Origin of the sequence: Stenotrophomonas maltophilia, from assembly GCF_025642255.1 — a bacterium.
Lineage (GTDB): Bacteria > Pseudomonadota > Gammaproteobacteria > Xanthomonadales > Xanthomonadaceae > Stenotrophomonas > Stenotrophomonas maltophilia_P.
In genome coordinates this window covers 1,315,444-1,333,396 of the sequence record NZ_CP106759.1, presented here as the reverse complement: position 1 = coordinate 1,333,396, position 17,953 = coordinate 1,315,444, and the positions used below count along the sequence as shown (strand labels likewise).

19 protein-coding genes are annotated in these 17,953 nt (G+C 67.2%); 14 read left to right on the top strand and 5 right to left on the bottom strand.

Going from position 1 to position 17,953, the window contains the following annotated elements:
• Positions 1-5 precede the first annotated feature (5 nt).
• Both rlmKL and N8888_RS06155 read right to left on the bottom strand, forming a co-directional pair.
• Entirely contained in the window at positions 6-2,144 is a 2,139-nt protein-coding gene (rlmKL, locus tag N8888_RS06160) for a bifunctional 23S rRNA (guanine(2069)-N(7))-methyltransferase RlmK/23S rRNA (guanine(2445)-N(2))-methyltransferase RlmL (protein WP_263177877.1), read from the bottom strand.
• A 145-nt stretch (positions 2,145-2,289) separates the two neighbouring features.
• Positions 2,290-2,817 carry an alpha/beta hydrolase gene (locus N8888_RS06155; protein WP_111185879.1) on the bottom strand — a complete coding sequence of 176 codons (528 nt, stop codon included), beginning with the start codon at positions 2,815-2,817 and terminating at the stop codon, positions 2,290-2,292.
• Positions 2,818-2,889: 72 nt separating this feature from the next.
• Between N8888_RS06155 and N8888_RS06150 the strand changes: the two genes are divergently transcribed.
• Positions 2,890-3,456 carry an N-acetylmuramoyl-L-alanine amidase gene (locus tag N8888_RS06150; RefSeq protein ID WP_065174726.1) on the top strand — a complete coding sequence of 189 codons (567 nt, stop codon included), beginning with the start codon at positions 2,890-2,892 and terminating at the stop codon, positions 3,454-3,456.
• Between the two features lie 71 nt (positions 3,457-3,527).
• Here N8888_RS06150 and N8888_RS06145 read toward each other — a convergent pair whose 3' ends face one another.
• The 3 genes from N8888_RS06145 to N8888_RS06135 all read right to left on the bottom strand — a co-directional run bounded on the left by N8888_RS06145 (position 3,528) and on the right by N8888_RS06135 (position 6,107).
• Positions 3,528-4,430, bottom strand: a complete 903-nt coding sequence (locus N8888_RS06145) for a sulfurtransferase (protein ID WP_053518214.1) — start codon at positions 4,428-4,430, stop codon at positions 3,528-3,530.
• Positions 4,427-5,239 carry a CoA pyrophosphatase gene (locus N8888_RS06140; RefSeq protein WP_065181204.1) on the bottom strand — a complete coding sequence of 271 codons (813 nt, stop codon included), beginning with the start codon at positions 5,237-5,239 and terminating at the stop codon, positions 4,427-4,429. Before N8888_RS06140 ends, N8888_RS06145 begins: the two co-directional genes overlap by 4 nt.
• Before the next feature lie 166 nt (positions 5,240-5,405).
• On the bottom strand, positions 5,406-6,107 hold the full coding sequence (locus N8888_RS06135; protein ID WP_005408797.1) for an FKBP-type peptidyl-prolyl cis-trans isomerase: 702 nt from the start codon (positions 6,105-6,107) through the stop codon (positions 5,406-5,408).
• 167 nt (positions 6,108-6,274) lie between these two features.
• On the opposite strand from N8888_RS06135, the gene N8888_RS06130 reads away from it, so the two are divergent.
• The 13 genes from N8888_RS06130 (at position 6,275) to N8888_RS06070 (ending at position 17,936) form a co-directional block, all read left to right on the top strand.
• On the top strand, positions 6,275-7,057 hold the full coding sequence (locus N8888_RS06130) for an enoyl-CoA hydratase/isomerase family protein (protein ID WP_065181203.1): 783 nt from the start codon (positions 6,275-6,277) through the stop codon (positions 7,055-7,057).
• A gap of 4 nt (positions 7,058-7,061) precedes the next feature.
• On the top strand, positions 7,062-7,415 hold the full coding sequence (locus N8888_RS06125) for a hypothetical protein (RefSeq protein ID WP_053518210.1): 354 nt from the start codon (positions 7,062-7,064) through the stop codon (positions 7,413-7,415).
• Complete coding sequence (gene nth / locus N8888_RS06120; RefSeq protein ID WP_065181202.1) at positions 7,415-8,104, top strand: endonuclease III; 690 nt, start codon at positions 7,415-7,417, stop codon at positions 8,102-8,104. The genes N8888_RS06125 and nth overlap by 1 nt, the downstream gene beginning before the upstream one ends.
• A gap of 192 nt (positions 8,105-8,296) precedes the next feature.
• Positions 8,297-9,508, top strand: a complete 1,212-nt coding sequence (locus N8888_RS06115; RefSeq protein WP_053518208.1) for an OprO/OprP family phosphate-selective porin — start codon at positions 8,297-8,299, stop codon at positions 9,506-9,508.
• Positions 9,509-9,716: 208 nt separating this feature from the next.
• Positions 9,717-10,736 carry a phosphate ABC transporter substrate-binding protein PstS gene (gene pstS / locus N8888_RS06110; protein WP_065174722.1) on the top strand — a complete coding sequence of 340 codons (1,020 nt, stop codon included), beginning with the start codon at positions 9,717-9,719 and terminating at the stop codon, positions 10,734-10,736.
• Between the two features lie 351 nt (positions 10,737-11,087).
• The gene (gene pstS / locus N8888_RS06105; RefSeq protein ID WP_053518206.1) at positions 11,088-12,176 is read left to right on the top strand and encodes a phosphate ABC transporter substrate-binding protein PstS; all 1,089 of its coding nucleotides are present in this window, start codon (positions 11,088-11,090) and stop codon (positions 12,174-12,176) included.
• 82 nt (positions 12,177-12,258) lie between these two features.
• Positions 12,259-13,227, top strand: coding sequence for a phosphate ABC transporter permease subunit PstC (gene pstC / locus N8888_RS06100; RefSeq protein ID WP_053518204.1), 969 nt, complete (start codon positions 12,259-12,261; stop codon positions 13,225-13,227).
• Positions 13,227-14,090 carry a phosphate ABC transporter permease PstA gene (gene pstA / locus N8888_RS06095; RefSeq protein ID WP_053518203.1) on the top strand — a complete coding sequence of 288 codons (864 nt, stop codon included), beginning with the start codon at positions 13,227-13,229 and terminating at the stop codon, positions 14,088-14,090. Before pstC ends, pstA begins: the two co-directional genes overlap by 1 nt.
• Positions 14,091-14,109: 19 nt before the next feature.
• Entirely contained in the window at positions 14,110-14,940 is an 831-nt protein-coding gene (gene pstB / locus N8888_RS06090) for a phosphate ABC transporter ATP-binding protein PstB (protein ID WP_053518202.1), read from the top strand.
• Positions 14,941-15,007: 67 nt separating this feature from the next.
• Positions 15,008-15,715, top strand: a complete 708-nt coding sequence (phoU, locus tag N8888_RS06085; RefSeq protein ID WP_053518201.1) for a phosphate signaling complex protein PhoU — start codon at positions 15,008-15,010, stop codon at positions 15,713-15,715.
• A 257-nt stretch (positions 15,716-15,972) separates the two neighbouring features.
• Complete coding sequence (locus N8888_RS06080) at positions 15,973-16,323, top strand: HvfA family oxazolone/thioamide-modified RiPP metallophore (protein WP_053518199.1); 351 nt, start codon at positions 15,973-15,975, stop codon at positions 16,321-16,323.
• Complete coding sequence (locus tag N8888_RS06075; protein ID WP_253119040.1) at positions 16,310-17,188, top strand: HvfB family MNIO-type RiPP peptide maturase; 879 nt, start codon at positions 16,310-16,312, stop codon at positions 17,186-17,188. The genes N8888_RS06080 and N8888_RS06075 overlap by 14 nt, the downstream gene beginning before the upstream one ends.
• Positions 17,181-17,936, top strand: a complete 756-nt coding sequence (locus N8888_RS06070; protein ID WP_128987826.1) for an HvfC family RiPP maturation protein — start codon at positions 17,181-17,183, stop codon at positions 17,934-17,936. Before N8888_RS06075 ends, N8888_RS06070 begins: the two co-directional genes overlap by 8 nt.
• The last annotated feature ends 17 nt before the right edge of the window (positions 17,937-17,953 follow it).

Sequence of the window (17,953 nt, the reverse complement as noted above, 5' to 3'; positions counted from 1 at the left end):
AACCTTCAACCCAAACGCTTCAACTCCCACGCACGGTGGATGCGTGCGTTGCGCTCGAAGTCCGGACCGATGGTACGCGCAGTGATCTCACGGCACTGGGCGAACTCGGCGATCGCGTTCTCTTCCAGCTTGAAACGGCGGAAGTTGTTGGAGAAGTACAGAACGCCTGCCGGTGCCAGCCGTGCCACCGCTGCACGCAGCAGCCGCAGCTGCTCGCGCTGCACATCGAAATCATCGGCGCGGGCGGAGTTGGAGAACGTCGGCGGATCGCAGAAGATCACATCGTACTGTCCGCGGTCGGCTTCCAGCCAGGCCATCGCATCGGCCTGCACCAGAAGATGCTGGTTGCCGCCCTGACCATTCAGGGCCAGGTTGTCGTAGCACCATTGCAGGTAGGTAGCGGACAGGTCGACACTGGTGGTGCTGGCCGCGCCGGCCACGGCTGCCTGCACGCTGGCCACGCCGGTGTAGCAGAACAGGTTGAGGAAGCGCTTGCCACGCACCTGCTCGGCCATCATCCGGCGCAGCGGACGATGGTCCAGGAACAGGCCGGTATCGAGATAGTCGAACAGGTTCACCTGCAGCAGCGCATGATTCTCGCGCACCACCACGAACTCGTCGCGCTGCTCGAAACGGCCGTACTTGCTGCCGCCCTTGCCACGCTCGCGTGACTTCATCGATACCTGTTCGGGCGGCACGCCGAATACCTCACGCGCGGCGGCCAGCAGTTCGTTGCGGCGGCGGCGCACGTCGTTCTCGGGAATCGCCGCCGGTGCAGCGTATTCCTGCACGTGCAGGAAGGTACGGCGCTGTCCACCGTCCTCTTCGTAGACATCGATGGCCGCCGCGTATTCCGGCAGGTCCGCATCGTAGGCGCGGAAGCAGGTGATGTCCTCGCGCGCGCGCCAGCTCTTGAACTTCTTCAGGTTCTTGCGCAGGCGGTTGGCCACCATCTGCGCACCTTCGCTCAGCTCCCGCGGCAGTGCCGGATCACGCCCCGGCACCGCGATCGGGTCGCAGACGATCAGCGCGCATTCCAGCGCGCCATTGAACATCTGGTACTTCTTGGCCGCACGAAGACCCGTGGCGAAGGCCAGCTCGTCGTTGCCGCACAGCAGGCTGGCGCGCCACTGCGGCACCGCCTTCTGCAGCGCGTTGCCCAAGGCGCGGTACAGCGCCGGATCGGCGGCCAGGCGCTCGTCGTAGGGCGGGTTGCAGACCACCGCACCGATCTCCTGCTCCGGCGAGGTGAGCTCGGATACGTCGGCGCGGGTGAAGCGGATGGCGTGGGCCACGCCCGCCACTTCGGCATTCTCGCGTGCCGCTTCGATCGCCGTCGGATCGATGTCGCTGCCGTGGATCACCGGCTTCAGCGCGGCCAGGCCGGTGGCCTCGCGCTCGCGCGCTTCGCTCTGGATCGCCTTCCAGGCCACCTTGTCGAAGCCCAGCCAGCGGCTCGGCGGCAGGCTGCCGTGGCGCATCAGGCCCGGCGCGACGTCGGCCGCCATCAGCGCGCCTTCGATCAACAACGTGCCGCTGCCGCACATCGGGTCGAGCAGGCCACCACCGGCGGCATGCAGACGTGGCCACTGCGCCCGCAGCAGCAACGCGGCCGCCAGGTTCTCCTTCAGCGGTGCTTCGTGCGCGGCCCCCCGCCAGCCACGGCGGTGCAGCGGGCCGCCGCCGAGGTCGATCGACAGCGAGGCACGGCCCTTGCGCAGCGACAGGTTGACGCGCACATCCGGCAGATCGGTGTTGACCGACGGCCGCTCCAGGCCCTCATCGCGCATGCGGTCGACGATGGCGTCCTTGATCCGCTGCGCGGCAAAGCGGGCGTGGGTGATCTTGTCGCCGGACACATGCGCATCCACCGCCAGGGTCATCTCCGGCTTGATGTGCTCATGCCACGGCAGCGCACGCACGCCGTCATACAGCGCCTGCTCGTCCGGGCATTCGAACTCGTCGATCGGCCACAGCACGCGGCTGGCCAGGCGTGACCACATCACGATCCGCAGCGCCTGCTCCAGCTCGCCCTCGGCATTGACGCCGGCAATGGTGGCAGTGGCCTTGTCCAGGCCCAGGGCCGACAGTTCATCGGCAAGCAGGTATTCCAGGCCCTTGGCGCAGGAGACGAAGAATTTCACGGGATCGGTTCGCAGGTGGTCGGGCGCGGCAGGGGAGCCGCGCCAGTCGGAAAGGAGGGCCGTGGGCACGGCCGGCAGGCCCGCGCCGGGGGCGGCGGGCCTGCCATTGTAGTCAATGCGGGCCGGCGCGCCGTGCGCCCCGGCTTCACAGTTGGCGCAGCAGGCGCTCGAAGGCGTGTGCGGATGCCTCCACGTGCCGTTCCAGGCGGTGGCCATCGTCCACCAGCAGCAGCTGTGCCGAGCGCGCCTGCGCCCAGGCGATCACCCCGGCGGCAGGCACGACATCATCGTGCCAGGCCTGGATCACGGTGGTGGGGACCGCTGCGGCGTCCAGCGCCGGCATGGGCCCCATGGTGGTCGGCGGGACCATCAGGAACAGGCCCGCCACCGGTACCTGCAACGAGGCGATCGCAGAGATGTAGGCGCCCAGGCTGGAACCCGCCAGCACCAGCGGCCCTTGTGCCGCCGCATGTGCAGCGCGTTCCAGCAGGCGCTGCAGACGCCCCGGCACGTCACCGACGCGGCTCACTTCGCTCATCGCGTCCAGATCGGTGTAGTCCGGCCGCTCATGGGTCCAGCCCAGGCGCTGGGCGACCTCGGCCAGTGCCGTGACCTTGGTGGCCTCCGGCCCGCTCTCGAAGCCATGGGAGAGGATGCAGTGACCGCGGCTCACGCGCACGCTCCGCAGGCGCGCGCCGACAACGAAAGAGAATGCAGGTTCATTGCGCAATGCTAGCATCGCCGCATGCCCAACCCGCTCCTGCCCGGCCTGCTGCTGCAGCCCCTGCCCTATCACGACCTTCTGCCGCTGCGCGCGCCGGACACGCTGGAGATGGTGGTGATCCACTGCACCGAGCTGCCCGACCTGGCCACGGCCCGTGCCTATGGCGAGCGGGTGCTGTACGACAGCGGCGCCGGCAACAGCGGCCATTTCTACATCGACCGCGACGGCAGCGTCGTGCAGTACGTGGCCCCTGAGCGCGTGGCCCACCACGTCCGCGGCATGAACGCACGGACGCTGGGCATCGAGCTGGTCAACAGCGGGCGCTACCCCGACTGGTTCGACAGCCGTCACCAGGCGATGGACGAGCCGTACACCGAGCCGCAGCTGCAGGCCCTGGAACAGCTGCTGCTGGCCTTGGTGGCGCGCTACCCGTCACTGCAGCGGATCGCCGGCCACGACCAGCTGGACCGGGAACAGGTGCAGGCCAGTGACGATCCGACGTTGAGCGTGGCCCGCAAGCGCGATCCGGGGCCGTTGTTTCCGTGGGCTCGGGTGCTGGCGAAGGTGCCCCTGCAATCGATCGGGTAACCGGCAGGACTGCCGCCTGAAGGGGGCAGATCCGTTCTGCGCGGGAAAACGGATCTGACCCCGGTTCTGTCTCAGGTACCGCTGGCGACCGGTCGGCTGCTGTCGCTCACCCAGCCGCTCCAGGAATCGGCATAGATGCGCGCCCCGGACAGGCCCGCCGCTTCCATCGCCAGCAGCAGATGGCACGCCGTCACGCCGGAACCACACATCAGTACGACCTGCTGCGGATCGCGATTGCCGATGATGCCCTGCAGCTCGGCACGCAGCTCCTGCGTATCGCGCATGCGGCCATCGAGCACATTGGATGCGAACGGGCGGTTGACCGCGCCGGGCACGTGGCCGGCCACCGGATCCAGCGGTTCGACTTCGCCGCGGAAGCGCTCTCCCGCGCGGGCGTCCAGCAACCAGCCCGGCGCATGCTTGAGCCGGGCGGTGATCTCGTCGGCATTGGCGATCTGCGTGGTGTCAAAGCGCCCCGGATAGGCAGGCTGGGCCGGAACCTCGCCCGCACCGGTCGCCAGCGGCAGCCCCGCTGCCTGCCAGGCCGCAATGCCTCCATCGAGCACCGCCACCCGCGCGTGGCCCATCAGGCGCAGCAGCCACCACAGGCGCGCGGCGGCCATGCTGCCATCGCTGCCGTCGTAGACCACCACCTGGGTCTCCGGGGCGATACCCCAGCGACCCAGCCGTGCGGCGAACGCGTCGCTGTCCGGCAGCGGGTGGCGACCGTGGCCGGCACGGGTGAGGTCGGACAGATCCCGGTTGAGATCGGCGTACACCGCACCGGGGACATGACCGGCCAGGTACTGGCCCTCGCCCGCCTGCGGATCGCCCAGCGACGCGCGCGCATCGACCACACGCACGGCGGTGCTCGCCGTTGCACGGGCGTCGACCACGCGCACGTCCTCGCCCAGTGCAGCGGCGAGGGTGGCGACATCGACCAGGGTGGTCCACGGCGGATCGATCGGCTTCATTGCACTTGCTCCAGGCGGCGACGCAGGTTGTAGAGAATGGCCGCCGTCGCCCCCCAGATCCGCTGGCCGGGCCAGCCGTACTCGAGCACATGACGGATGCGGCCACGATGGTTGATTTCGACCTGGCGCAGGTTGTCGGCCGCCATCAGGTAATCCAGTGGCACCTCGAACACCTCGGCCACTTCACTGGGCTGCGGCACGGGCACGAAGTCCGGATCGACCACCGCCACCACCGGGGTGACACGGTAACCGGTGATGGTCACGAACGGATCGAGGTAGCCCAGTGGCTGCACCTGCGCAGGCGCCAGCGCGATTTCTTCCTGGCTTTCGCGCAGCGCTGCGGCCAGCGCATCGCGATCATCCGGCTCGGTACGGCCGCCGGGAAAGCCGACCTGGCCGCCGTGCTGTCGCAGGGTTTCAGTGCGACGGGTCAGGATCACCTGCGCGCCGCTGGCACGCGGCACGATGCCGGCCAACACCGCCGCTTCCACCGGCGGACCCGGCGGCAGCAGGTCGATCAGTTCACTGCGGTTCCAACCGTCACCGGCGGGCGGGGCGGCCAGCGGATGCAATGCGCGCAACAGGCGATCATGGTCGGCCAGCGAGCCGTGCAGCGATTGCTGCAGCTGCTCGCGCAGCGGCAGCACGCGATGCAGGATGTGGCTGCGTTCGCTGTCGCTCATCGACGACCACCGTGTGATCTCGTCGATGTGCCGCCGGCAACCGCGGCACAGCCGGTTGCCATCCAGCTTGCACGTTCCGATGCAGGGGCTTGCGACAACACGCGCCGGGTCTTCCGTAGTTTGCACGTTGCAACAGTAGCGCGATTGCGCTGAATTTGCGCGGGCTGAAGATGCGGCATGCGGTCCTTCGCCGCGCGCCTTCGCCGAGCATGGCCCGATGCTGCCGGCCGCGCGCGGCGCAAACAAAAACGCGCCGGTGGGATCACCGGCGCGTTGATGTTGATGCGGAGGCTTACTTGACGCTGACCAGCTTGATCTCGAACTGCACGGCCACGTTCGGCGGGAACGGGGTGCGCGGGTCGGCACCGTACGCCTGGTCCGGCGGCAGGGTGACTTCCCACTTCGAACCCGCCGGCATCTGCAGCAGGGTCTCACGCATGGCCTTCATTTCGACTTCGCTGACCTTGATCGACGGAATCTGCTGGGCCGGGCGGGCCTCGGTCGGGCGCTGGCCGTACGGGAACGGACCGGCAACTTCCAGCTGCACGGTGCTGGCCTGGGTCGGCTTGGCACCCTTGCCGGCTTCGATCACGCGGTACTGGACGCCGCTCGGCAGGGACTGCACGCCGGCCTTGGCCTTGTTCGCCGCGATGAACTGATCGCTCTTGGTCTTGTTTTCGGCAGCGGCCTTTTCGTACTCGGCCTTGGCGGCCTGGGCACGACCCTGCTCGCGCTTCTGGAACGCTTCAACGGCCGGCTTCAGCTGCTCGGCGGTGATCGCCGGCTGCTTCTTGGCGTAGGCGTCCTGCAGACCCTTCACCACCGAGTTGATGTCCAGCTGCTCACCACGACCGGTCAGCTCCGCCAGGTTGTTGCCGTAGTCGTAACCGAAGTAGTAGCTCAGCTTGCCCTTTTCGGACGAGACGTCCTGGGCGAAGGCATTGCCCGTCAGGGCCAGGGCCGCGACGGCGACCGCGATAGAACGCAACTTCATCAAACAGTTCTCCAGGGGTGGTAACTCAGGGACGTTCTGCGCCGCCCTGAGGCGACGGGTTAGGATAACGGCCACAACGTGTAACCGCTACTCACCACGCAGGCTATGACCTGTCTGCGCGGGCAGAGTTCAAAATCACTCTTTTTTAACGTTCCAGGAGTTTCACCGTGGCCGATGACCTGATCGCTGTCACCGACGATGGCGCCATCCGCACCGTGACCGTCCAGCGCCCGGACAAGCTCAATGCCCTCAATGCCGCGACCCTGCAGGGTCTGGCCGATGCGTTCAGGGACGCCGCGGCCGACCCCGAGGTGCGTGTGGTGGTGCTGACCGGTGCCGGCCAGAAGGCCTTCGTCGCCGGCGCCGACATCGCCGAGATGAACACACTCAGTGCGGTTCAGGGACGTGATTTCTCCCTGCTCGGCCAAGGACTGATGCGTCAGATCGAACGCATGCCCAAGCCGGTCATCGCCCGCGTCAACGGTTTTGCCCTGGGCGGCGGCCTGGAACTGGCGCTGGCCTGCCATCTGCGCGTTGCCGCTGACTCGGCCAAGGTCGGCCAGCCGGAGATCAATCTCGGCCTGATCCCCGGCTTCGGCGGCAGCCAGCGCCTGCTGCGCCTCTGCGGCCGGGCTGCCACCCTGGAACTGTGCCTGCTGGGTGCGCCCATCGATGCCGCCCGTGCGCTCGCGCTGGGCATCGTCAACGAGGTGGTGCCGGCGGCCGATCTGGACACCCGTGTGCAGGACATCGCCCGGCAGCTGGCACGCTCGGCGCCCCTGGCGTTGCGCGCCCTGCTTGATGCGGTCCACGTCGGCGGCGAGTGCAGCCTGGAGGCGGGACTGGAGTACGAAAGCGCGCAGTTCGGCCTGCTGTTCGCCACCGAGGACATGCGCGAAGGCACCGGTGCCTTCCTGCAACGCCGTCCCCCCGCCTTCCAGAACCGTTGACCCCATGGCATCCCGACCCAACCCCGCGCTGCTGTTCGCCCGGGTCCAGGCAGACGATCTTGATGGTGCCCTGCAGGCCGGTCTGATGGACTATGTCGCCAACGAAGGCGACACACACGAGGTTCCCGGGCACCCGGAACTGCCGGAGGTGCTCAGCCAGGCGCGGCAGCAGCTGCAGCGCGCGTGGGCCGCACGTGACCGTTACCGCGCACGCGCGGTGCGCCTGGCCCGCCGCGACGCCGAACGCGATGCGCGTCGCACGCCGCGCCCGGCGCCGGACGTGAAACCTGCGCTGCCCGCCGCCGCGGCCGCCATCCTCGCCCGTGCCAAGGCACGCGCCACCGGCAAGGAGCGCTGATGGCCACCGCGAAGAAGGCCGCCCGCGCGCCAGCGCGGCGTGGCAGCAGCATGCCGCGCGCCGACGTGGTGGAAATGTTCACGCGCCTGCGCGAACTCAACCCGCATCCGAAGACCGAACTGGAATACAGCTCGCCGTTCGAACTGCTGGTGGCGGTGGCCTTGTCGGCCCAAGCCACCGATGTCGGCGTCAACAAGGCCACGCGCCGCCTGTTCCCCGTTGCCAACACGCCCGCGCAGATCCTGGCGCTGGGCGAGGACGGACTGAAGAAATACATCGCCACCATCGGCCTGTTCAACGCCAAGGCGAAAAACGTGATCGCCACCTGCGCGATCCTGCTGGAGAAACATGGCGGTGAAGTACCACGCGAACGCGAGGCACTGGAAGCCCTGCCCGGCGTCGGCCGCAAGACCGCCAACGTCGTGCTCAACACGGCTTTCGGCGAACCTGTGATGGCGGTGGATACGCACATCTTCCGCGTTGCGAACCGCACGGGACTGGCGCCGGGAAAGAACGTGCGCGAAGTCGAGGACAGGCTGGTCAAGGCGATTCCTGATGAATTCCTGCTCGACGCACATCACTGGTTGATACTGCACGGACGCTACGTCTGCAAGGCACGCAAGCCGGACTGCCCGGGATGCGTGATCGCTGATCTGTGCCGCTTCAAGGACAAGACACCGGCCCCCTGAGGCATCCCGCAGCGCCTGCGGGTAAATGCCATCGCAGCGCAATCCCCACGTCATATCGGCCCGGCATCAATGCCGGGCCCAGTCGTGGCAAGGGTCGCGGCGGACAGACTGCGCGCGGAAACTGTCACATTTACGCAATCTTTACCTTCTAGCCTGCGCGCATCTTCCCACCTGCCTGCAAGGCTCCTCTCCATGAAACTGCATCACCAACTCCTGACGGTGGCCGTGGCCGCTGCGCTCTATGTGCCGGCTGCCCACGCTGAAGTCGCCATCGACGTGATCGGCGGTTCGGAAATCACCTTCGAAGGCCTGGTCCAGGCCGACGGCAACTGGTTCCACAACGACGTCGTGGACCTCAATGGTGGCGATGCCGGCAACGGCAAGGACAGCGAGTTCGAGCTGCGCCGCGCCGAGCTGGTGCTCAAGGGCAAGGGCCCGGGCAACGTGGAGTGGGTGCTCGGCTACGACGCCAAGGCGGACAAGTTCCTCGACACCAACGTGAAGTACAAACTGCTGGGCAATGCCAACCATTTCATCCAGGTCGGCCAGTTCAAGCAGCCCAACAGTCTGGAAGAGCTGTCCAGCACCAAGAACAACGACTTCATCTCCAAGGCCGCGGTCACCAACACCTACGCGATCGCCCGCCGCCTGGGTGGCGCCTACAGCTACGGCCAGGACAACTGGTCGGTCACCGCCAGCGCCTTCGGCCGCGAGCTGACCCGCAACCTGGCCCATGGCAGCGGCTACGGTGCGCGTGGCACCTGGGCTCCGATCAACGAGAAGGGCCAGGTCCTGCACTTCGGCCTGAGCTACGTGGACTACGACGCCGACGCCGACACCCTGCGCGTGCGCGCACGTCCGAACGCCGACCTGGCCACCGCCCGCCTGATCGACAGCGGCAACCTGACCGACACCGACCGCGTCAGCACCGTCGGCGCCGAAGCCATGTACTTCCAGGGCCCGTTCAAGGCCCAGGCCGAGTACTACACCAGCAAGGCCAAGCGCTACGACCACGACAACTACACCAGCGACGGCTACTACATCAGCGGCCTGTGGAATGTCACCGGCGAGACCTGGAGCTACAAGGGTGGCACGCCCGGCACCGGCCTGCCGAACAACCCGGCCAGCGGCCAGTGGCAGCTGGGCGTGCGCTACGACCACATGGACCTCAACGACGGCAACCTGGCCGCGAACCCGGTCGCCGGTCGCCCGCCGATCGTCGATGGCGTGCTCGGCGGCAAGATGGATGTGTGGACCGTCGGCGCCAACTGGTACTGGCGCTCGAACTTCAAGCTGATGCTGAACTACGTGAAGGTCGACAGCAAGAAGTACAGCTCCAGCGCCCGCGGCTTCGTCAATGACGATCCGAACATCCTGGAAGCCCGCGCGCAGTTCTTCTGGTAAGACCCCGCGTCATCGCATCACGCACCGGCAAGGGCACGACTGCGGTCGTGCCCTTGCCACGTGCGGTAGCGCCTGTACCGCAGCGCGCCCCCCTCATCCGATGTCACACCAGCGTCATATGACAGACCTTTCCGTGTCACGGAATCGTTATGGAATGTGCACCGATACGTTGGGCAACCGCCCTTCGACCACCCCAGGAGTCTCTCCCGTGATCCACGCCTTCAAGTCGCGCGCCGCTGTCGCCATCCTGGCCGCGTCGTCCGTGTTCGCCGCCAATGCTGCCGATGTCACCGGCGCGGGCGCCTCCTTCATCTACCCCGTGATGTCCAAGTGGTCGGCGGACTACAGCACCGCCACCGGCAAGAAGGTCAACTACCAGTCGATCGGTTCCGGCGGCGGCATTGCCCAGATCAAGGCAGCGACCGTCGATTTTGGTTCCTCCGACGCGCCGCTGAAGCCGGAAGAACTGGCTGCGGCCGGCCTGGCCCAGTTCCCGTCGGTGATCGGCGGCGTGGTGCCGGTGATCAACGTCGCCGGCGTCGCGCCGGGTGCGCTGAAGCTCGATGGCCCGACCCTGGCCAACATCTTCCTGGGCAAGATCACCACCTGGAACGATCCGGCCATCACTGCACTGAACCCGGGCCTGACCCTGCCCAGCGGCAAGATCACCATCGTGCACCGCTCCGACGGTTCGGGCACCACCTTCAACTTCGTCAACTACCTGTCCAAGGTCAGCCCGGAGTGGAAGAGCAAGGTCGGTGAAGGCACCTCGGTGCAGTGGCCGGCGGGCATCGGTGGCAAGGGCAACGAAGGCGTGGCCGCCTACGTCAAGCAGATCAAGGGTGGCATCGGCTACGTCGAGCTGTCCTATGCGCTGCAGAACAAGATGTCGTACGCGGCAATGAAGAACGCCGCGGGCAAGATCGTGCAGCCGTCGGACGCCTCGTTCTCGGCCGCCGCCGCCAGCGCCGACTGGGCCAATGCCCGTGACTTCTACCTGGTGATGACCAATGCCCCGGGTGCCGATGCGTGGCCGATCACCGCCACCAACTTCATCCTGGTCCGCAAGCAGCCGAAGAACGTCGCCGGTGCCAAGGCCACGCAGGAGTTCTTCCGCTGGATCTACAGGAACGGCGACCAGCAGGCCAAGCAGCTTGATTACGTGCCGCTGCCGGACACCCTGGTCCGCCAGATCGAGACCTACTGGACCCAGAACCTGAAGTACTGAGCAAGACCTCCCCCGCAGGAGCGGGGCCGGCGGGTCCTCTCTCCCCCGCCGGCCCCACCGGGCGCGAGATCCTCGGGATCTCGCGCTCTTCTCGTTTGTGGGGTCCGGCCTGCCGTCGCAGCGGGGCGTGGGGCACGATCCTGCACCGGCCCGGGGCAACCCTGCCGGTGCGCAGATCGGGCGGCCGCGGCGGTCTCCGGGGATGTCCGCAGTGGGCGAGGCCCCTGTGAAACCCTTGTCGGAACGTGATCCAGGACACCTCTGTCATGGACGTCATACGGCTGTAACAAAAACATCATTTCATAGCCGCATCCGCCGACGCCGTCGGCTCTTCCCCGCTATGGAGTGACCATGAAACTGCACTCGGCCGGCCTCGCCGCCCTTTCCCTGGCCATCGCCCTGGGCCTGTCGGCCTGCGGTGGCGACAAGCAGGCCGCGCAGCAGCCGGCCGCCGACGGTGCCGCTGCCCCGGCTGCCGCCGGTGCGAAGGTGACCGCCGAAGTCTCCGGCGCCGGCGCGTCCTTCATCTTCCCGCTGGTGTCGAAGTGGTCGGCCGACTACAACGCCAGCACCGGCGCCAAGATCAACTACCAGTCCATCGGTTCCGGCGGCGGCATCGCCCAGATCAAGGCCGGCACGGTCGACTTCGGCTCGTCCGACAAGCCGCTGAGCAGCGAGGAGCTGGCGCAGGCCGGTCTGGCCCAGTTCCCGTCGGCCATCGGCGGCGTGGTGCCGGTCGTCAACATCGAAGGCCTGGAAGCGGGCAAGCTGCGCCTGAGCGGCGCCCTGCTGGCCGACATCTTCCTCGGCAAGGTCAAGACCTGGAACGACCCGGCGATCGTCGCTGCCAACCCTGGCGTGACCCTGCCGGACGGCAAGATCACCATCGTCCACCGTTCGGACGGCTCGGGCACCACCTTCAACTTCTCCAACTACCTGTCCAAGGTCAGCCCGGAGTGGAAGAGCAAGGTCGGCGAAGGCACCTCGGTGCAGTGGCCGGACGGTGTGGGCGGCAAGGGCAACGAAGGCGTCGCCTCGTACGTCAAGCAGATCAAGGGCTCGATCGGCTACGTCGAACTGGCCTACGCGCTGCAGAACGCCATGCCGTACACCTCGCTGCAGAATGCCGCCGGCACCTGGGTGCAGCCGAGCGCGGAGACCTTCGCCGCTGCGGCCGCCAGCGCCGACTGGGCCAGCGCCAAGGACTTCAATCTGGTCATCACCAATGCCCCGGGTGAGCAGGCGTGGCCGATCACCGCCACCAACTTCATGCTGATGCAGAAGCAGCCGAAGGATGCCAAGCGCAACCAGGACACCCTGGCCTTCTTCAAGTGGGCCTTCGAGAACGGCCAGGCCCAGGCCAACGAGCTGCACTATGTGCCGCTGCCGGCCGAACTGGTCACGCAGATCGAGGCCTACTGGGCGACCGAACTGAAGTGATGGACCCGACGGTGCCCGCCGCGTGCGGGCACCGTGTCTTCCACGCCGTGCCGCCCCGCCCCTTCCTGGCCCTGCCGTCCCCATGAATGCCATCGCCCAGCCTGTAGCCGCCCCGTCCACGCGTGACGCGCGTGATGCCCGCAACGACAAACTGTTCCGATGGGTGCTGGTCGGCACCGTCATCTTCGTCCTGATCGCCCTGGCCTGCGCGGCTCTGTCGATGCTGTGGGGCGGCCGTCATGCCCTGCAGATGCAGGGCCTGAGCTTCTTCTTCTCTTCCGACTGGAATCCGGTCGAAAACAAGTTCGGTGCGCTCGCTCCGATCTACGGCACCCTGGTCACCGCGCTGATCGCGATGGTCATCGCCGTGCCGGTCAGCTTCGGCATCGCGTTCTTCCTGACCGAAGTGGCGCCACGCTGGCTGCGGGGGCCGGTCGGCACCGCCATCGAACTGCTGGCAGGCATTCCCTCCATCATCTACGGCATGTGGGGCCTGTTCGTGCTGGTGCCGGTGATGACCGAGTACGTCACCCCGTTCCTCAACGAAACGCTGGGCGAATGGCCGGTCATCGGCCCGATCTTCCAGGGCCCACCGCTGGGCATCGGCATGCTGACCGCCGGCTTCGTGCTGGCCATCATGGTCATCCCGTTCATCTCTTCGGTCATGCGCGAGGTGTTCCTGACCGTACCGACCCGCCTGAAGGAATCGGCCTATGCGCTGGGGTCGACCAAGTGGGAAGTGAGCTGGGACATCGTGCTGCCCTACACCCGTTCGGCGGTGATCGGCGGCGTCTTCCTCGGCCTTGGCCGCGCACTGGGCGAGACCATGGCCGTGGCCTTCGTGATCGGTAACAGCGTGCGCCTGTCGCCGTCACTGCTGGAGCCGGGCACCACCATCGCCGCCCTGATCGCCAACGACTTCGGCGAGGCCACCGAAACCTACCGGTCGGCGCTGCTGCTGCTTGGCTTCGTCCTGTTCATCGTCACCTTCGTGGTGCTCGCCATCGCCCGCCTGATGCTGATGCGCCTGGCCCGCAAGGAGGGCAACTGATGTCCACCACCGCTGACTCGCTGTACCTGCGCCGTCGCATCGGCAATGTCGTCGCCATCGCGCTGTCCTGCGCCACCGCGCTGTTCGGCCTGTTCTTCCTGGGCTGGATCCTGTTCACCCTGGCCGCGAAGGGCCTGGCCGGCATCAACCTGGACCTGTTCACCAAGATGACACCGCCGCCGATGCAGGAAGGCGGCCTGGCCAACGCCTTCTTCGGCAGCGCGGTGATGTGTGCGCTGGCGATCGGCATCGGCACCCCGCTGGGTGTCCTGGCCGGCACCTGGCTGGCCGAGTACGGCAATGCCCGCAAGGCCGGCACCGTGGTCCGCTTCGTCAACGACATCCTGCTGTCGGCCCCGTCGATCGTGCTGGGCCTGTTCGTCTACACCCTGTACGTGATGCAGACCGGCGGCCAGTTCTCCGCCTTCGCCGGTGCGCTGTCGCTGGCCTTCATCGTGCTGCCGGTGGTGGTGCGTACCACCGACGAAATGCTGCGCCTGGTGCCCTCGCAGATGCGCGAAGCGGCGCTGTCGCTGGGCATCCCGCAATGGAAGGTGATCGTGCAGGTGCTCTACCGCAGCGCCTCGGCCGGCATCATCACCGGCATCCTGCTGGCGCTGGCCCGCATCTCCGGTGAGACCGCACCGCTGCTGTTCACTGCCTTCGGCAACCAGTACTGGAACAGCAACGTGTTCCAGCCGATGGCCTCGGTGCCGGTGGTGATGAACCAGTTCGCCGGCAGCCCGTACGAATCCTGGCAGGTGCTGGCCTGGGCCGGTGCCCTGGTGCTGACCGTCTTCGTGTTGCTGGTCAGCCTCGCCGCCCGCGGCCTCCTGCTGCGCAACCGCATCTCCCATGACTGACCTTTCCGTGGAAACCACCATGAACGATCTTTCCAATGCCGTGCCGATGCAGCGCATCGCCGTGCCGGCCTCGCACGAGAACCTGCATACCCCGGCTCCGGTCAAGCTCGCTGCGCGTGGCCTGGACTTCTACTACGACAAGTTCCACGCCCTCAAGGGCATCAACCTGGAGATCCCGGAAAAGCGCGTCACCGCGCTGATCGGCCCCTCCGGTTGCGGCAAGTCGACCCTGCTGCGCATCTTCAACCGCATCTACGCGCTGTACCCGAAGCTGGAAGCACGCGGCGAAGTGCTGCTGGACGGCGAGAACATCCTGTCGCCGAAGTTCCCGATGAACCGGCTGCGCAGCAAAGTAGGCATGGTGTTCCAGAAGCCGGTGCCGTTCCCGATGACGATCTTCGAGAACGTGGCCTACGGCATCCGCCACCACGAGAAGCTGTCCAAGGGTGAGATGAGCGACCGCGTCGAGCAGGCACTGCGCCAGGGCGCGCTGTGGGACGAGGTGAAGGACAAGCTCAACCAGAGCGCGCTGGGTCTTTCCGGTGGCCAGCAGCAGCGCCTGTGCATCGCCCGCGCCGTCGCCCTGCGCCCCGACGTGCTGCTGCTGGACGAACCGACTTCGGCACTGGACCCGATCTCCACCAGCCGCATCGAGCAGCTGGTGGAAGAGCTCAAGAACGATTACACCATCGTCATCGTCACCCACAACATGCAGCAGGCCGCCCGCGTATCGGACTACACCGCCTTCATGTACCTGGGCGACCTGATCGAACATGACCGCACCGAAGTGATCTTCTCGCAGCCGTCCAAGCAGCAGACCGAGGACTACATCACCGGTCGCTTCGGCTGACCGGACCGCGGCTTCTTCACAGACAACGCCAGTCGGGCATGGCCCGGCTCTACATGACGGAACAACCATGAATCTTCCCAACGACCACATCGTCAAGAGCTACGACGAAGAGCAGCAGCGCCTGGTGGCCGAAATCGTGCGCATGGGCGAGATGGCCGTCGCCCAGCTCGAAGCATCGATGGACGTGATCGAGAAGCGCGATGAGAACGCCGCCCATCGCATCATCGCCAACGATGAGGCGATCGATGCACTGGAGCAGCAGATCAGCCACGACGTGATGCGCCTTGCGCTGCGCGGCCCGATGGCGCGCGACCTGCGCGAAATTCTTGCGGGCCTGCGCATCCCCGCCGACATCGAGCGGATCGGCGACTACGCGGCCAACGTTGCCAAGCGTTCGATCGCACTGGGCAAGGTGCCGCCGCTGCCGCAGATCCAGGGCCTGCGCGCCCTGGGCCGGCTGGCCGCACAGCAGGTGCGCCGCGCCATCGCGGCCTACCGCGACAATGATGCCGAGGCGGCGCTGGCCCTGCGCGAGGATGACGCGCGCCTGGATGCGCAGTACACCGCGCTGTTCCGCGAACTGCTGACCTACATGATGGAAGATCCGCGCAACATCACGCCGTGCACCCACCTGCTGTTCATGGCCAAGAATCTGGAACGCGTGGGCGACCACGCCACCAACATCGCCGAGAACGTCTGGTTCCTCGTGCATGGAGAGCAGCCGCTGCCGCCGCGCGAGAAGCGCGACGAAACCTCCAGCACCGGTCAGCCCTGACGCTGCACTGCAACACCGGAGTCGACTCCAGAGTGGCCGCTGTCCGCGCGACAGCGGCCTTTCTTTTTGGGCCTTCCAGCATTTCCAAAGGCGCCGCGCCTGCCTGGCAAGGCCCCGCCCCCTGACTGCGCGGAAAATCTCACGAAAATTTGAGTTCTCTGCGAGGATTCGTTGAGTAGGATCGGCGCACGATCGCTTCCACCGGCACCCCTGCCGGCCACCCGGGCACCTGCCCACACCACCCAGGAGCACAACCGATGAGCAGTACCAACAAGACCCTGTCCCTGCTGACCGCTACCGCCCTTGTCGCCGGCCTGGGCATGACGGCCAGCGCTTCGGCTCTGAGCATGAGCGATCTGGCGCAGGGCTATCTGGTGGCCGGCCAGGCCGCCAAGGCCACCGATGCCAAGGCCGCCGACGCGCGTACCGGCGACGCCGCCAAGCATGCCGAAGGCAAGTGCGGCGCCGATGGCAAGAGCGCCGAAGGCAAGTGTGGTGGCGACAAGGGCAAGGCCGCCGCCGGCACCGATGCCAAGGCCAAGAGCACCGGCGACAAGAAGGCGGCCGAAGGCAAGTGCGGCGAAGGCAAGTGCGGTGGCAAGCACTGACGTCCGCGCCAGCGCTGTCCACCGGCGGTCGCCGCTTCCCGCGGCGGCCGCCGGGTTGGGCCTGCGCCGCGCGCTGCTGCAGGCGCTGCGCGAGGCGCCGGCCGGCGACTTCGACTTCCTCGAATGTGCGCCGGAAAACTGGATCCACGTAGGCGGCCCGGCAGGCGATGCACTGGCCGAACTGGCGGCGCGGCATCCGCTGAGCTGCCATGGCCTGTCGCTGTCGCTGGGCGGCAGTGCACCGCTGGACACGCAGCTGCTGGCACAGGTTGGCCGTTTCCTGGACGAGTACCGCGTGCCGCTTTACAGCGAGCACCTGAGCTACTGCAGCGACGACGGCCATCTGTACGACCTGCTGCCGATTCCGTTCACCGATGAAGCCGTGCGCCATACCGCCACGCGCATTGCCCGTGTGCAGGACCTGCTCGGCCGGCGCATCGCGGTGGAGAACGTGTCCTACTACCTGGCACCGGAACCGTCCATGGACGAACTGTCCTTCACCAACGCGGTGCTTGCCGAAGCGGACTGCGACCTGCTGCTGGACGTCAACAACGTCTACGTCAACGCCTGCAACCATGGCTACGACGCCGACACGTTCATCGCCGGCCTGCCGGCACAGCGCATCGTCTGCCTGCACGTGGCCGGGCACCTGGATGAAGCGCCGGACCTGAAGATCGACACCCATGGCAGCGCCGTGATCGATCCGGTCTGGGAACTGCTTGCACGTACCTATGCGCGCATCGGCCCCCGCCCCACCCTGCTCGAACGCGACTTCAACTTCCCCCCATACGCCGAGCTCCAGAGCGAGCTGCAGACCATCCGCCGCCTGCAGGCCGACCCAGCCGGAGGCAGCACGCATGGCTGAAGCGCCGGAACGGCTGCGTGCGCAGCAGCACGCGTTCACCGCCCATCTGCGCGACCCGGACACCGTGGCCGCGCCGGCCGGCATGGAGCCGCGACGCGTAGCGGTGTACCAGCGCCTGCTGTTCAACAACCTGCTGGGTCTGTTGAGCAACGGGTTCCCGGTCTGCGTGCGCCTGCTCGGTGAACCGGGCTGGAGTGCCCTGGTGCGCAGCTACTTCGCGACGCATCGCTGCCGCAGTCCGCTGTTCACCGAACTGGCCGCCGAGTTCGTGCAGTGGCTGCAGGCACAGCCGCAGCTTCCGCATCCGGCGCTGGCCGAGCTGGCCCACTACGAGTGGGTGGAAACGGCGTTGTACCAGCTGCAGGCCGAGCCGCTGCCGGTGGCCGGCGCGATCGATCCTCGGGTGGTCGCCCTGCAGCGTTCGCCGCTGGCCTGGCCCTTGCTGTATCAATGGCCGGTCCACCGGCTTGGCGCGGACGATGCGCCGCGCACGGCTCCGGCCGAGCCGACCGGCCTGCTGGTCCGGCGCGATGCTGACGGTGAGGTGCGTTTCGCCAGCCTCAGCCCACTGGCGGTGCATCTGCTGGCCCGCATCGGCGAGCAGCCCGGCGCCGATGGCAACACCTACCTGCGGCAGCTGGCACTGGCACACGGGCTGGAGGAGCACGCGTTGGACGAGGCCGGTGCCGCCCTGCTGCAACAGTTCCTGCAAGCCGGCGTAATCGGCCCGATCACGCCGCCGCCCTGACGCCCCACTCCCGGAGA